General features: G+C 60.9%; 16 protein-coding genes and 1 pseudogene. 9 read left to right on the top strand and 8 right to left on the bottom strand.

From position 1 onward, the window contains the following. The first annotated feature begins 62 nt into the window (after positions 1–62). Both AC0V2S_RS10380 and AC0V2S_RS10375 read left to right on the top strand, forming a co-directional pair. The gene (locus AC0V2S_RS10380) at positions 63–911 is read left to right on the top strand and encodes an FHA domain-containing protein (RefSeq protein WP_475509670.1); all 849 of its coding nucleotides are present in this window, start codon (positions 63–65) and stop codon (positions 909–911) included. Positions 912–1,149: 238 nt separating this feature from the next. Continuing rightward, positions 1,150–1,533, top strand: coding sequence for a phage infection protein (locus AC0V2S_RS10375; protein WP_475509669.1), 384 nt, complete (start codon positions 1,150–1,152; stop codon positions 1,531–1,533). 61 nt (positions 1,534–1,594) lie between these two features. On the opposite strand, the gene AC0V2S_RS10370 is transcribed toward AC0V2S_RS10375, so the two are convergent. From AC0V2S_RS10370 to AC0V2S_RS10355, 4 genes and pseudogenes are all read right to left on the bottom strand, one after another. After that, the gene (locus AC0V2S_RS10370) at positions 1,595–1,996 is read right to left on the bottom strand and encodes a VOC family protein (RefSeq protein WP_475509668.1); all 402 of its coding nucleotides are present in this window, start codon (positions 1,994–1,996) and stop codon (positions 1,595–1,597) included. Between the two features lie 209 nt (positions 1,997–2,205). Then, a pseudogene (locus AC0V2S_RS10365) lies at positions 2,206–2,520 on the bottom strand (DUF2025 family protein); the annotation flags it as partial. Between the two features lie 190 nt (positions 2,521–2,710). Then, complete coding sequence (locus tag AC0V2S_RS10360; protein WP_271197580.1) at positions 2,711–2,992, bottom strand: peptidylprolyl isomerase; 282 nt, start codon at positions 2,990–2,992, stop codon at positions 2,711–2,713. Positions 2,993–3,057: 65 nt separating this feature from the next. After that, on the bottom strand, positions 3,058–3,567 hold the full coding sequence (locus tag AC0V2S_RS10355) for an ankyrin repeat domain-containing protein (protein WP_475509667.1): 510 nt from the start codon (positions 3,565–3,567) through the stop codon (positions 3,058–3,060). 212 nt (positions 3,568–3,779) lie between these two features. Between AC0V2S_RS10355 and AC0V2S_RS10350 the strand changes: the two genes are divergently transcribed. Then, positions 3,780–4,295 carry a hypothetical protein gene (locus AC0V2S_RS10350; RefSeq protein WP_475509666.1) on the top strand — a complete coding sequence of 172 codons (516 nt, stop codon included), beginning with the start codon at positions 3,780–3,782 and terminating at the stop codon, positions 4,293–4,295. Positions 4,296–4,326: 31 nt separating this feature from the next. Here AC0V2S_RS10350 and AC0V2S_RS10345 read toward each other — a convergent pair whose 3' ends face one another. Together AC0V2S_RS10345 and AC0V2S_RS10340 are read right to left on the bottom strand one after the other, a co-directional pair. Then, the gene (locus tag AC0V2S_RS10345; protein WP_475509665.1) at positions 4,327–5,493 is read right to left on the bottom strand and encodes a glycerate kinase; all 1,167 of its coding nucleotides are present in this window, start codon (positions 5,491–5,493) and stop codon (positions 4,327–4,329) included. 114 nt (positions 5,494–5,607) lie between these two features. Next, positions 5,608–6,702: a sugar diacid recognition domain-containing protein gene (locus tag AC0V2S_RS10340; RefSeq protein ID WP_475509664.1), complete on the bottom strand. Its 1,095-nt coding sequence runs from the start codon at positions 6,700–6,702 to the stop codon at positions 5,608–5,610. A 280-nt stretch (positions 6,703–6,982) separates the two neighbouring features. On the opposite strand from AC0V2S_RS10340, the gene AC0V2S_RS10335 reads away from it, so the two are divergent. From AC0V2S_RS10335 to AC0V2S_RS10325, 3 genes are all read left to right on the top strand, one after another. After that, positions 6,983–8,308, top strand: a complete 1,326-nt coding sequence (locus AC0V2S_RS10335) for an MFS transporter (RefSeq protein WP_475509663.1) — start codon at positions 6,983–6,985, stop codon at positions 8,306–8,308. 150 nt (positions 8,309–8,458) lie between these two features. Beyond that, the gene (locus AC0V2S_RS10330; protein WP_475509662.1) at positions 8,459–8,926 is read left to right on the top strand and encodes a helix-turn-helix domain-containing protein; all 468 of its coding nucleotides are present in this window, start codon (positions 8,459–8,461) and stop codon (positions 8,924–8,926) included. After that, complete coding sequence (locus tag AC0V2S_RS10325; RefSeq protein ID WP_475509661.1) at positions 8,923–9,498, top strand: PIN domain-containing protein; 576 nt, start codon at positions 8,923–8,925, stop codon at positions 9,496–9,498. The genes AC0V2S_RS10330 and AC0V2S_RS10325 overlap by 4 nt, the downstream gene beginning before the upstream one ends. Positions 9,499–9,507: 9 nt before the next feature. Here AC0V2S_RS10325 and AC0V2S_RS10320 read toward each other — a convergent pair whose 3' ends face one another. Further along, complete coding sequence (locus AC0V2S_RS10320) at positions 9,508–9,813, bottom strand: cupin domain-containing protein (RefSeq protein WP_475509854.1); 306 nt, start codon at positions 9,811–9,813, stop codon at positions 9,508–9,510. A 204-nt stretch (positions 9,814–10,017) separates the two neighbouring features. Here AC0V2S_RS10320 and AC0V2S_RS10315 point away from each other — a divergent pair, with 204 nt between their 5' ends. Then, positions 10,018–10,332: a DUF7693 family protein gene (locus AC0V2S_RS10315; protein WP_475509660.1), complete on the top strand. Its 315-nt coding sequence runs from the start codon at positions 10,018–10,020 to the stop codon at positions 10,330–10,332. 3 nt (positions 10,333–10,335) lie between these two features. On the opposite strand, the gene AC0V2S_RS10310 is transcribed toward AC0V2S_RS10315, so the two are convergent. Next, the gene (locus AC0V2S_RS10310; RefSeq protein WP_475509659.1) at positions 10,336–11,211 is read right to left on the bottom strand and encodes a glycosyltransferase family protein; all 876 of its coding nucleotides are present in this window, start codon (positions 11,209–11,211) and stop codon (positions 10,336–10,338) included. A 500-nt stretch (positions 11,212–11,711) separates the two neighbouring features. On the opposite strand from AC0V2S_RS10310, the gene AC0V2S_RS10305 reads away from it, so the two are divergent. Together AC0V2S_RS10305 and AC0V2S_RS10300 are read left to right on the top strand one after the other, a co-directional pair. After that, on the top strand, positions 11,712–12,533 hold the full coding sequence (locus tag AC0V2S_RS10305; protein WP_475509658.1) for a TorF family putative porin: 822 nt from the start codon (positions 11,712–11,714) through the stop codon (positions 12,531–12,533). Between the two features lie 74 nt (positions 12,534–12,607). Next, positions 12,608–14,470 (top strand): CocE/NonD family hydrolase, encoded by a 1,863-nt coding sequence (locus tag AC0V2S_RS10300; RefSeq protein ID WP_475509657.1) that lies wholly within the window; start codon positions 12,608–12,610, stop codon positions 14,468–14,470. Positions 14,471–14,509 lie beyond the last annotated feature (39 nt).

Below are 14,509 nucleotides of genomic sequence, written 5' to 3'. Positions count from 1 at the left end.
GGGCGCCGCCTAGGGGATTCTTCGTCCTCCGTTGGCTGTCATTTCTCAAGGTCGTGCCGCACATGCTCAGGATTCACTTCAGCGACAACCGTCAGGCCCCTCTCTGGTTGGTCGACGAGCGTTTCACCATCGGCCAGGACAGCCGCAACAACCTGGTGCTGCCCGACACCGACATCAGCCCCTTCCACGCGGAAATCCGCCAGGACCACGGCCTCTATTACCTCACCGACTGCGGCACGGCCGCCGGCACCTTCGTCAATGGCGAACGGGTTGGCGCGCGTTACCAACTTCGCTCGGACGATGTCGTGCGCCTTGGCAGCCTTGAACTGACCCTGATCGACCCAGCCAAGAGCAAACCCAAACCGGTCGCCGCGCCGCGTTGGTTCTTGCAAGTCATCACGGGCGAGCAGCACCAGGGACATAAATTCCATGTCACCGGTTCGATGACTTTTGGGCGTTCGGTGAAGTGCGAAATGTGTTTTGCCGACCTGGAACTGTCGCGCCGCCACGCCGAGTTTTTCCTTAAAGACGAAGTGCTGGAAATCAAAGACCTGGCCTCGGCCAATGGCGTGTTCGTCAACCACCTGAAGGTCGGCATGGCCGTGCTGCAACCGGGCGATCAGGTGCGCATGGGCTCGGTCACCCTGCTGGTTATTGGCCCGAAAGTGGACGTGGCTCAGGCCGAAGACGAAGACGCCACCTTGTTTATGCCCGTGGTGAATGTGGCCAAGCCGGCGACGGCCAAGCCTGTTGCGCAGGCGGCGACGGTCAATCCGCTGAAAGTTGCGGCTGCCAATGCCGCTCAGCAGGAAGCGGTGGCCGAGGCGCGGCCGGTGAACAAGGTGCTGCTGAGCGTGTTGGCGTTGGTGCTGGCGGTTGGCGGTGCGTTTGCGGTCAAAACGCTGCTCTGACTTACAGCTTTCAAAACAAAAACTCGAGGCTGAAGCCTCTCCCACAGGGGGCGCATGCTCTTGTGGGAGAGGCTTCAGCCTCGATGCTTTTGGTTCAACCTTCTGATAATTAAGCCATTTCACCGCTATCATTCCTATCGATGGTGGCTATCGCGAGCGTTCACTTTTTAATCAGCTGGCGATCCGTAAGATTGGCCCCGTACTCACTTACGCCACCCCAATCTTCTGGAGCACCATCATGAAATCTCAAGCATTCGCCGCACTGTTCGTCGCTAGCCTGTTCACCCTGCCAGCCGCTCACGCCGAAGGTGGCGCTGACCGTCTGCAACAAGATCAACGTGTCGCCTACGAAGGCGGTTACATGGTTCTGGACCGTGTTGCTGAAGGCGGCGCCGAACGTTTCAACCGCGTAGCTGAAGGCGGTGCAGACCGTACCAACACCGTTGCCGAAGGTGGCGCAGAGCGCACCAACACTGTTGCTGAAGGCGGCGCTGAACGTTTCAACCGTGTAGCTGAAGGCGGTGCAGACCGTACCAACACCGTTGCTGAAGGCGGTGCAGATCGCACCAACACCGTTGCCGAAGGCGGTGCTGATCGTCTGCAGGCTCACACCCTGGCCTGATACTGGCCAGGTTTCACCCTCCCAAAGCCCGGCACTGGCCGGGCTTTTTGTTGCCTGCGATTTAGGCGACCGCTTCTTCCTGCATGGCCACCAACTCCCAGATATGCCCATCCAGGTCTTCAAACCCATGCGAATACATAAAGCCGTAATCCTTGGGGTCGCTCAGGGTGCGCCCGCCGGCCGCCAACGCTTTGTTTACCAGGCTATCCACGGTTTCGCGGTGATCCACTGCCAGGCAGGTCAGCACTTCGCTGTGGGTTTTGGCGTCGCACAGGGCCTTGGGTGTAAAACTCTGGAATTTTTCCTCGGTCAGCAGCATGGCGTACATGTGCTCGCCGAGAATCATGCACGTGGCGGTGTCGTCGGTGTATTGCGGGTTGAAGGTAAAGCCTAAGTGGGTGAAAAAGGCGATGGCCTTGGGCAGATGCTTTACCGGCAGATTGACGAAAATATCCCGAACCATGGTGGTCGTTCTCCTAAGTGGCGCGGCGCCGGGTATAGCGCCTACACCCCTGGTCGAATGCCAGCGCGGCAATTCGACAGGGCGCAGCCATTTATTTAGACCAAGGCGGGTTACAGCAGGGTGGTAGTGGGCAGCCGTTCGGCTGAATGGTGGTGGTCATGGCCGTTTTTGCAGGTGCCGTTTTGGCACTCGCCGCTGCAGGTTTTCTGCAAGCGCCGCTCCGCGCGGATTTCCGGCAGGTCGCGACGGCGCATATACACGTGCAGTTCGGGGGCGAGGTTAAGGCGGTCGTCGATATTCTGGTTCAGCAGCAGTTGCAGGCAGTCGCGGCTTAGGGTCATCAGGTCGCCTTCAACCTGCACCCATACAAATTCGCAGGTGGGCGTGATGCTGCTTTCCACCACGTCGAGACCGAAGGAGTCCTCGCTGAACCGCACCAGGTGCTGGCCGGTTTTGGTGTTGAAGCCGACAAAGCCTTTCAGGTCGTCGGCGGCTGCGCAGATGCTGGCGGATGTAAGTTTCATGCGGACCTCATGGGTTAGGACGTGAAGGTCGCACGGTTATACGGCGGCCTTACCGGCATCCCCTTGCCATAGGTCAATGTCAAATCAATGAGAACGTCTTGCGTTTAATCCGCCGGTCGGCCCCCAAACGGCAGAAACAAAAACGCCCTGGGCGCGTTGTAAAAACACACCCAGGGCGTTGGCGGCAGGATCAGTCCTGGCGGCTGGTCACTTCCAGCAGGTGGTAGCCGAACTGGGTTTTCACCGGGCCCTGCACCACGTTTACCGGAGCGCTGAACACCACGGTGTCGAATTCTTTAACCATCTGGCCTGGGCCGAACGAGCCGAGGTCGCCGCCTTGACGGCTGGATGGGCAGCTGGAGTTGTCTTTGGCGACCTGGGCGAAGTCGGCACCGCCTTCGATGGCGGCCTTCAGTTCATTGCACTTGGCTTCGCTGGAAACCAGGATGTGGCGGGCGGTGGCTTTAGGCATGGCAGAAACTCCTTAAGTAAGAAAGGCCACGAGCCTACCCGAATCGCCACCGTATTCAACCCGCATCAGACCGCTTGCAAACGCTCCAGCGCCTGCGCGGTATTCATCCGCTGGGCCAGATCGAGCGCGCTCAGCCCGCCCTGTTCGCGGGCCTCGCGGTTCGCGCCATGGGCCAGCAGCACATCAATGGCCGCGCCCTGATTGAACATCGCCGCCATCATCAGCGCGGTTTTGCCGTCCGGGGTGGCGCCTTCCACATCCGCGCCTTTGGCCAACAACAATTCCAGCATCGGCAGATTGCCCTTGAACACCGCACCGGCCAGCGGCGTTTGCCCGTTGTTATTGCGCAGGTCCGCATCGGCGCCGTGGTCGAGCAACATCGCCACTGTTTCCAGATGACCGTGGTAGCTGGCCAGCATCACCAGGCTGTCGCCCTTGTGGTTGCGTAAATCGGCCGGCAGACCTTGCGCCAACAACGCCTGCAAATCGGCAGTTGCGCCCGTGCGCGCGGCATCGAATACACGTTCGGCAAAGGCCAGGGTTTCATCATCGAGATCGGCGGCGGGGTTGGTCATGGGGTTGCTCCGTGCATAGGGTTGAATGGGCGATGGGAGGCAGCTTAGCCGGCGACCACCCGGCGGGCTTATTGAGAAAGTTGATGGCGGCGATATGCGCCGCGCCGTCAGCCCGCGTTGCGTTTGCCGCCAGGCGATCTACGCTTGCCAGGCTTGGGTGGTTTAGCCGTCCTTCAGTCTCAAGCGTTCCTTTTGAGACGACTGGAGGCTCCATGAACGCCCATATCCAACAACTGATCGACCTGGCCAGCAAAGAAGTCGGCACCCGTGAAGCCGAGGCCGACAACACCGGCATCCGTATCGTCGAATACCAAGGCGCCACCTGGCTGGCACCGGGCGCCTGGCCGTGGTGCGCGGCATTCACCTGCTGGTTGATGCGCGAATGGCTGGAAATCGAAACCGTGCGCGCCTCGCTGAAACTCGACACCTTCTCCCTCGCCGAAAAATGGCGCTGCCGCGACGCTAGCGCCTTTGGCTGGGAAAAGTGGGCCACCCAACGCGGCCTGCAACTGCTGCCGGAAACCGCTAAAGCCAAAGCCGGGGATTTTGTGGTGTACGACTTCTCCCATATCGGCCTGGTGGTGGAAGACCAGAAGACCGCCAAGGAGGCGATCCATACCGTCGAGGGCAACACCAACGAAAAAGGTTCACGCAACGGCGACGGGGTGTGGAGCAAGGAGCGGGTGCCCAGTCTGGTGAAAAGCTATATCCGCATTTACAACGACTAAGGCAGCCGTCCCAGCCGTTCGCCAAGGCACCCTAACCGAGCGTTGGATTTTTCGGCGCCTTGAGCGTCAGGCCAACCTGCAAGAGTTGGCCAATATCCCGAGCCCGTTCGCGCAGCAGCGCCGGGGCTTGCTGACACGCCTCTTCTAGCGTCATCGGCCCATGGGCCAGCGAAAAGGCGGCGTGAACGCCCGCGTCATACAACTGGGCGTAACCCTCGCCCAGGGTGCCCGCCACCACCACCACCGGCAACTCGAACTGCTTGGCCACACGCGCCACGCCCAGCGGGGTTTTGCCGCGCAAAGTTTGCGCATCGAAGCGGCCTTCGCCGGTCACCACCAGGTCGGCGCCCTGCATCTTTTCCGCTAACCCAGTGAGCTCAGCCACCACCTCGACGCCGGGGCGGAACGTGGCATTTAAAAACGCCTTGGCGGCAAAACCGATACCCCCGGCGGCACCCGCGCCGGGCTCGTCACGCCGGTCGCTGCCCAGCACCACGGCCGCTACATCGGCGAAGTGGGCGAGGGCGGCGTCCAGTTGTTTGATCTGCTCGGGGCTGGCGCCTTTCTGTTTGCCGAAGGTGAACGACGCACCGTGGGGACCGCACAGCGGGTTATCCACATCGGCGGCGACTTCCACCTGCACAGCGGCCAGGCGCGAGTCGAGTTGCTTGATATCGAGAATGCTCAGCACCGACAACGGCAGACCGCCCGGGTCGATGGGGTGACCGCCGGCGTCCAGCAGCTTGGCGCCCAGGGCCTGCAACATGCCGGCGCCGCCGTCGTTGGTGGCGCTGCCGCCGATGGTCAGAATCACTTTTTGTGCGCCGGCATCCAGGGCCGCGAGGATCAACTCGCCGGTGCCACGGGTGGAGCTGAAGCGCGCATCACGCAGTTCCACCGGCACCAATTGCAGGCCGCTGGCTTCGGCCATTTCGATAATTGCTGTGCGTGATTCCGGCAACCAGCCCCAACGCGCTTTCACCTGCTGGCCCAGTGGCCCGCTTACCTGCGTGCTGCGCGACTCGCCATCCAGCGCGGCAAGAATCGCGTCGATGGTGCCTTCGCCGCCGTCGGCCATCGGGCATTGCACCAACTCGGCATCGGGCCACACATCCTGAAAACCAAGGGCCAGGGCGGCGGCCGCTTCGGCGGCACCCAGGCTGTCTTTGAAGGAGTCGGGGGCGATGACGATTTTCATAACAGGCTCCGGCATACAGGCATTTAAAAGCGGCCATGCTGGCACGCTTGCTCGGCATTGCGCTTTGGCTGAATACACAAGACGGTGCGTTGCCGTTTGTGCAGACAGACAAACTCAGCCGCTGCTGGGCATCAGTTGCACGGCGAGGTACAGCTCCACCAGATCATCCAGACGGCTCAAGTCTTTGCCGGTCAGCTCGGCGATACGCTCCATACGGTAGCGCAGGCTGTTGCGGTGAATGCCCAAGGCGTCGGCGCAGGCCTGCGGTTGGCCATTGTGTTCGCACCAGCTGCGTAGCGTGCGCAGCAGTTGGCCATTGCCGTCGCGGGCCACGATGTTGTGCAGCGGCACCAACAGCTCGCCCAGGGTGTCCTCGCTGCGGTGAGTCCATAGCAGGGTGGGCAGGCGGCAGCGCGTGAGCGACAAGAACAGGCGATAGGGTTTTACCGCTTGCCCATAGGCCAGTAACTCAGAAATCCGGTGGCAGCAGCGGCGCAGTGCATGTACGTCCACACAGGGCATACCAGAGGCCATGCGTTGCAGACTCCAGCCTTGGGTTTTCAGGCGTTCGCCGAAGCGCTGCGGGTCGATGGAAACGGGGCAGCACCACAACACGGTGTGCGGCGCCGGGGTGCTGCACCAGCTGTCGGTGTAATGGCTGCGCAACCAGTCGGCCAGTTCGGCCGAGCTTTGCCCGTCCGCGATTTCGATCAGGTGTGGGGTGCGGCTCAGGTGCGGTTTCAGGCCCAGTTGGTGGGCCTCATCGATGAGCCGTTGCGAGCCACCGGTTTCCCCCAGCAGCACGGCCAGCAGGTCGTCGCAGCGGGTTTTGCGCCATTGTTGTTCAGCTTGGATGCGGCTCTGGTCCACCAGCATTTCGGCGGTCATGCGCACCAGTTCGGCGTAGGTGCGCAGTACCTGTGGGTCGCCGGAAATGCCCAGCACGCCGATCAACTGTTCATCGTGCATCAGCGGCAGGTTGATGCCCGGCTGCACGCCTTTGAGCGTGCGTGCGGCCTGTTCGTCCAATTCGACGATGCGGTGATTGGCCAACACCAGTTGTGCACCTTCGTGGCGGGTGTTGATGCGGTTGGCCTCGCCGCTGGCCAGTATCAGCCCCTGGCTGTCCATCACGTTGACGTTGTAGGGGAGGATGGCCATCGCGCGGTCGACGATGTTCTGCGCCAGTTGGTGGGTGAGTTCGAACATGCGCCGGGTCCTGGCAGAAAACGATTGGGCAACCATACAACACCTGCACGGTCGGATTGTCATTACGCCCAAAGGTGGTCGCCAACAAGCTGCAATGTCGTAGGTAAATTCCACTAACTGGCGTTCGTTTTGTGCGAAGACACAGAAAATAGCCGGTAAATGGGTGCAAAGCCCCAAAGCACTGTGGTGGTCAAAACACTAAGCTCGAAACGCCCGTCGCGCCGTCACTTTGCCGCACTGGCCTACAACAACAAGCACCACGCACAGAGGATTGACCCCCATGCCCAACCCCTCGATCAAGGATCTGGGCGACGTTGAAGGCGATTCCGTCTACCGTCGCGTCACCCTGCACCTGATTCCCTTTCTGTTCATCTGCTACCTGTTCAACTACCTGGACCGGGTAAACGTCGGCTTTGCCAAGCTGCAGATGCTCGATGCCCTGAACTTCAGCGAAACCATCTACGGGTTTGGCGCCGGCATTTTCTTTATCGGTTATGTGCTCTGCGGGTTGCCCAGCAACCTGGCGCTGAGCCGCTTCGGCCCGCGCCGCTGGATTGGCCTGATGATGATCACCTGGGGCTTTTTCTCCACGTGCCTGTTGTTTGTCACCACGCCGATGGAGTTTTACGTTCTGCGCTTTCTGACCGGTATGGCCGAAGCGGGCTTCTTCCCCGGCATCGTGCTGTACCTCTCGCGCTGGTACCCCAACCAGCGTCGCGGGCGAATCATGGCGCTGTTCATGTCGGCGATTCCGGTGTCTGGGCTGCTTGGCGGGCCGTTCTCTGGCTGGATTCTCAACCACTTCGCCGCAGGCCACGCCGGCCTGGCCGGTTGGCAGTGGATGTTCCTGATTCAGGGCCTGCCCACTGTGCTGTTGGGCGTTCTGGCGTTTTGGCTGCTGTGCGACAACGCTGAAAGTGCGCGCTGGCTGAGCCCGGAACAACGCGCCCGGGTAGCCGCCGATATCGCCTTCGACGACCGCAACCGTCCGGCGCAGGCCAACACCTCGGTACTGGCCGTGCTGACCATGCCCTTTGTCTGGGTGCTGGGCTTTATCTATTTCTGCATTCAGAGCGGTGTGTACGCCATCAACTTCTGGCTGCCGTCGATCATCAAGAGTCTCGGCTTCAGCGACGCCTTGGTAATCGGCTGGATCAGCGCCGTGCCTTACCTGGCTGCCGGGGTGTTCATGCTGCTGGTAGGTCGCTCAGCCGACCTGCGCAACGAACGCCGCTGGCACTTGGTGGTGCCGATGCTGATGGGCGCCATCGGCCTGGTGATTGCTGCCAACTTCGCCACCGTGCCGGCAATCGCCATTCTCGGCCTGACCATCGCGACCATGGGCGCACTCACCGGTTTGCCGATGTTCTGGCCGCTGCCGACCGCGTTCCTCAGCGCCAGTGTGGCAGTGGCGGCGCTGGCGTTGATCAACTCCATTGGCCAGATGGCGGGGTTCCTCAGCCCCTATATCGTCGGCTGGATCAAAGACCAGACCGGCTCCACCGATGTAGCGCTGTATAGCCTTGCCGCGCTGACCGTGGTGGGTAGCCTGGTGGCGTTGCGGGTTAGTCGGCCGGCTAAAGTGGCGTCTACCGCGGCGGTTTAAGCAGTAGTCGGTACCGGGTGGCCTTGGCGCCATCCGTACCGGTGTCGTACAAACAAAGCAGAAAATTCCACGGCGTTTCGTTTATTGCGATTTTCGATTATTTCGAATAGTCTTCTCGCAGTCACGTTTCGCCGATCCGGAGTTTTTGCCATGACCCACCCCGACCTCAGTCAAATTCCCCACCCCGCTGAACGGGAAGTGGCGGCCGCCGTCCAAGGCCAGCGCACTCTTGCTGCGTACCTGGAAACCGGGCTGGAAACCCAGCGCATCGAAATCTTCGACAAACACGACAACGCCCACACGGTGGAACTGCCCACCTCGGCGCTGCGCCTGCTCGTAGACATTCTTGGCGAGCTGGCAATGGGCAACGCGGTAAAGGTCGTGCCCATCCATGCCGAGCTCACCACCCAGGAAGCGGCCGACATGCTCAACGTCTCACGTCCCCATTTGGTGAAGTTGCTGGAGAGCGGTGAGGTGAAGTTCACCCGAACCGGCCGTCACCGGCGCGTGTTGTTTTCTGATTTGATGGCGTTCAAATCCCGTCGGGATCAACAAAGCGTCGACGCAATGGATGCGTTGGCCCAACAGGCGCAGGAGCTGCGTATGGGGTACGAATGAGGTGTTCACCGTTTACTGCCGTGTTTGATGCGAATGTGCTGTACCCGGCCCCATTGCGGGATTTTCTGATGAGGTTAGGGCTGACGGGCCTGTTTCGGGCCCGTTGGACGCAGCAGATACACCTGGAATGGAAGCGTAATTTGCTCAAAGCCAGACCAGACATTTCCCCGGAACAACTCGATCGCACCTCCGCCCTGATGGACGCTGCGATCCCCGATGCGGTGATTACCGGCTACGAGCCGTTATGCGCCGAACTCACTCTGCCAGACCCCGATGACCGCCATGTGCTGGCGGCCGCCATTCGTGGCAAGGCCGACGTGGTGGTTACCTTCAATCTGAAGGATTTCCCCCGCGCCGCGCTGGTCGGGTACGACATCGAAGCGATGCACCCCGACAACTTTATCGCCGACCTGATCGACCTCGACCAGGCCGCCGTGCTGCAGGCTGTGCAGCGCCATTTTCGTTCCCTGAAAAAACCACCGATGACGGCACAGGCCTACCTCGAGTTGCTGTTGCGCCAGGGCCTGACGCAAAGCGCGAAATTGCTGGCGCCGTATCAACGGATTTTTTAAGGCAGACGATCAAGCAAACACAAAATACTTACGAACCGTCTCCACTACTTCCCAGGTGCCTTTCATCCCCGGCTCCACCACAAAGATATCGCCAGCACGCAGATGAATCGGCGCCAGGCCGTCCGGGGTGATCACGCAGTAGCCTTCCTGGAAATGGCAGTACTCCCACTTCACATATTCCACGCGCCATTTGCCCGGCGTGCAGATCCAGGTGCCCATGATCTTGCTGCCATCTTCCGAGGTGTAAGCGTTGAGGTTGACGGTGTGTGGGTCGCCTTCGATGCGCTCCCATTTGCAGGCGTCGACAACGGGCATCGGCTGGGTATCGCGCAAAACGGTGATGGGGGAATTGGCCACGAGTGGCTCCAAGTAGTGGGGTAGGGGCCATCACCATAGAGCGGGCAGGCACGGGGAAGTTGTCTGGGGGAGACATGGAGGTGCCTGTTTACGCTGCTGCTCGCCTGTAGCCGGGTTAGGCCTTAACCTTCGCCACTTTGCGTTTCAAGGGTAACTCGCTCCATGTCCACGCCTGTCCTTAGCGCCCGCGAGGCCTATCAACTACTGAAAGACATCGCCCTAGGCGTGCGCCAGATGAGTCGCGCGGGTGAGCAGGGCTGGGCCGCTATCTACTGCGGGCCCATGCCGATTCGGGTCGATGGCTGGCAGCTGACGTTATTCAACGACGGCAACGAACTCGGCTACTGCGCCGAATGCATCGCGCCAGGCGGCCGCGTGGGCACTGTGGAAGGCTGGGGCCGCTTTGGCAGCGACCCCGTTCAGTTGCTCAGCCGTTGGGAACGGGAAGAACTGGAGCGCCTGCTTCAGGCGCTCTAACCATCAACCGTGCTTGCTGAGCGCCTTGAACAGCCCAATGCGTTTCCACCAGTGCTTGGGCCGGGTCACGTCGTTGCCGGAGTAGCTCTTTTGCGAGTACTTGGGGAACGGCCCGAACACGTTCTGCATCCGGTAGTTATCCAGGCTGTAACCGGCGTCCAGCGCCTGCTGGTAATACTGCTCGAACAGCGCCTGCAAATCCTGGCGCGGGTGCGGCATTACGGTGCCGTCGAACCAGTGCGGCGTGCCTTCGCGCGCCAGGCGGGCGAAGGACAGGGCGTGGGAAAACTGGGTGCCCATGTCCGAGTAATGCAGAATTTTTATCTGCTCAATGGGTGAGCCTTCGCCGTCGATATTGTTGTACTGCGGGTTGAACGGCTGAATCACCTGAGGGTTTTTCTTGTAGTACTTCTTCAACTGCTGATGCATTTCCGGCTTGCCACGCAGGTCTTCAATCGGCGGCAAATGGTTGCGCGCTTCAGCGCAATCCCACATCGACACACAGAACCGCCACGACTGCTCACCACCCTTGGCCATCACTGTTTTGCCGGGGGCAAAGGTGCTGTTCCAGATTTCCGCCAGGTCGCAGAGCACGATCACGTCGGTATCCATATAGATGGCCTTGCCCTGATAGCCACAGAACGCCGGAATGCCCCAGCGAAAGCCGGAAAACGGCGTGGTCCAGGCCTCGGTGCGCCAGCCTTGCTGCTGCTCGGGGTTGGAATACCAGAAACTTTGCGGGTCTCGCGACAGCTGCATCCAGTGGATATTGACCGGCTGCGAGCAGTGCTTACGGATGCTGTAGTCCAGCACCATCATCTGCTCCAGATCGCAGTCGTTGGGGTCGCAGCCCACAAATACCTGAATGGTTTCCGACATCCGTACGCTCCTCGCTCGGGCGCTTAAAAATTAAACACGGGTTCAAGAATAGCCGTCGTTGACGACGTTTCGATGGCAGGCGACCCGTTCGCAGACGGTAGAGCAGGGCATCAGGAAAAGGGTTCACTCTTTAACATTTCCGCGGCCTCCAGGCCATTTTTGCCGCGGTTATGCCGGCTCCAAAATGTCGGTAATTTTATCGAGAGCAAATATTTTATTTGACTATAAGTTTTTACAGTTATAAAAATATGCCATCGCCGGCGAAGGGAGCCGAGCGCTGTGCATCAGGGTTCGATTTATGACCACCCGCATTCTGCTGCACCAGCACCTCACCCGCTACTAAACGACTCCACCCCGCGCAGTCCGCGGCTCGCCTCATTCCGAGCCGACGGCCCCGTGTTGCCCAAAAAAATGTGCCAGGGCGTTGGAGCGATGAAAACAACAACAGCTGCACAACGCGTTTCTCTGCCAATTCAAACAAAACAACGGAGCAGAACTGCATGAACAAGCTTTCAACCTGGGGGTTAGCCGGCACGCTTCTCGGCCTTTCGCTCTCCGCCCAGGCCATCGACCTGACGCCTGAAACCTTGCTGGACGTCAACGTAGGCCTGGCCAGCGACTACCGCGTCGGCGGCTTTTCGCTCAATCAGGATGGCGGTCCGGTACTCCTTACCGCCGCCACCCTTGTGCATAAAGTCAGCGGCCTGTACGCCGGCGTGTTTTCCGCCAACGTCGACATGGGCACGCAAAGTAATCGCGAGTGGGACTACTACGTCGGCATCGCCCGTCCCATTACCGAAAACACCCGCTTTTCGCTGTCGTACGTGCGCTATGAATACCCCGGTGACAGCTGGATCAACTTCGGCGAATGGATCGGCACCTTCGGCTACCGCAACGCCACCATCGGCATCAAACGCGCCGACGACCTGCAAAACCCGCCGGCCCGTGAAGCGGCCGCCAAGCAGGTCGATCAGTTGATCAAGTTCGGCATCTTGCCGCCCGACGCGGCCATTACCACCCGGCCCAAAGAACGCACCATCGGCTGGGCGGAATATGATTTCTATCTGCCCTGGACCACCAAACTCAACGTGCGCTACGGCCATACCTGGACCAACGACGACCAGGCCTGGCGCTCGGGCAGCGGCGACTACCGCAGCGGCTACAGCGACTGGGGCGTGGCCCTGAGCAAACGTGCTTATGGCCTGGAATGGAAGGCTGCCTATATCGACACCGACCTGTCCGAAGCCGAATGCAAAAACAACTTCGGCAAGGGCGGCGACTGTTCCGCCACCGTGGTGGTGTCGGCCAGCAAGCGCTTCTGACGCTCCCTTATAAAGGAGACGGCCGCGCGAACCGGCCGTCTCACGAGACGATTTATCCGAGGCTAGTTATGCACATGAACACCCTCACACGCGCCCTGCGCCTGAGCACCATCAGCCTTATTCTGCTGGCGGCCGGTTGCGGCAGCCAACCGCCGATGGATGGCCCGCCACCGCCCGACCGCAGCTTCCAACCCTTCTGGGGCAAGCGCGTCACCGGCTATATCACCGCTGCCGACGGTACCCAACTGCGCTACTCCGTATTGCTGCCCAAGGGCGAAGGCAAGTTCCCCGTACTGGTCCGCTACAGCGGCTACGACTCCGGCAGCATCGGCGGTTCGGCGTACCTGGCCGACGACGAAACCTTCTCCGTGGAAATGGACAAAGACCTGGTCGCCCGCGGCTACGCCGTGATGGGCGTACAAGCCCGCGGCACCGGTTGCTCGCAAGGCACCTTCGACTTCCTCGGCCCGGAATACGGCACCGACGGGCGCAGCGCCATTGAGTTCGCCGCGCAGCAGGGCTGGTCCAACGGCAACGTCGGCATGTTCGGCTGGTCGTGGGCCGGCATGTCGCAACTGATGACCGCCTCCGAGCGGCCCAAGGGCCTCAAGGCCATCGCCCCCGGCATGATTCTGGGCGATGCCTACACCGACAGCTGGTCGCAAGGCGGAGTACCGAACCAGGGCTTTACCACCTCTTGGCACTGGTTCGTGGACATGCGCTGGGACGCGGTAAAAGCCAGCGCGCAAAGTGAAAAAGACGACCGTTGCCTGGCCCAGGTGGAAGAAAACAAAGCCAAGGTCGGCGCCACCTCGCTGATGTACCAGATGATCCGCCACCCCCAGCTCGACGACTGGATGAAACAACGCGCCCCGCGTGACCGCGCCAACCTGGTTCAGGTGCCGGTGCTGTCCATGCAGGCCTGGCAGGACGAAGCCGTACTGGCCCGCGAAGGCTTCTATCAAGAGCGCCTGGACCCGAAAAAACTGTGGATGGTGCAAACCAGCGGCGGCCACAACCTGTACGAATCCGAGCGCTTCCGCAAAGAAAAGCTCTACCCGTTCCTCGACCACTTTGTGAAGGGCGAGCAAAACGGTTTCGAAAGCCGCAAGCACCTGGAAATCTGGCAGGAAACCGTCGCCGACAACCGCGAAGGCCGCCACCAGCTCAACGAAACCGCGCACCCAAGCTGGACCATCGAGCGCGACAACTACCCGCTGGCCGTAAAGCCCACGCACTTTGCCCTGAGCGAAGATGGCGAGTTGATCGACGGCGGCAAAGGCACCGGCAAGCCGGACCCGTATCTCTATCCAATCCCCGGCCCGGAGGTGAACACCTACCTCAAAGACCACGCCTGGGGCTGGCAACATCCGCTGTGGCGCGACGGCAGCGTGGCCTACACGAGTGCCGCCTTCGAGCGCGACTTCCTGAGCTACGGCAGCGGCAGCGCTGATATTTGGCTGTCGACCTTCCTGGCACCGGATACCGACGTGCAGGTGACCATCACCGAAGTGCGCCCCGACGAGAAAGAAGTGTTCGTGCAACGCGGCTGGCTGCGCATGTCCAACCGCAAGCTGGATGGCAGCAAGTCCACCGAGGTGCGTCCGCAGCAACTCAACGACCCGGACGGCATTCAGCCGATGCTGCCCAACGTGCCGGCATTGGGCCGGGTGGAAATTCCCCCGTTCTCCCACCCGTTCCGCAAAGGCTCGAAGCTGCGTATCTGGATCGACGCGCCGTCCAACACCGGGGGTTATGGCTTTGCCTACTACGCGTTGGCCAGCCGCAACAGCGTGTTCCACGACGCCCAGCACCCGTCGCAACTGGTACTCGGTGAGCTGACCGGCGTGACCATTCCGCCCGACCTGCCGGAGTGCAACACGCTGCTCAAACAGCCGTGCCGCCACGACCCGTTGTCGTCGTTCCCACCGTTCTAAACCCGCAGCCACCCGCGCCAGCCGCGGGTGGTTTTACCC

This window comes from Pseudomonas sp. CC11G, assembly GCF_056174845.1.
Note: the sequence above shows the minus strand (reverse complement) of the source record. Positions and strands in the feature narration are given on the sequence as shown.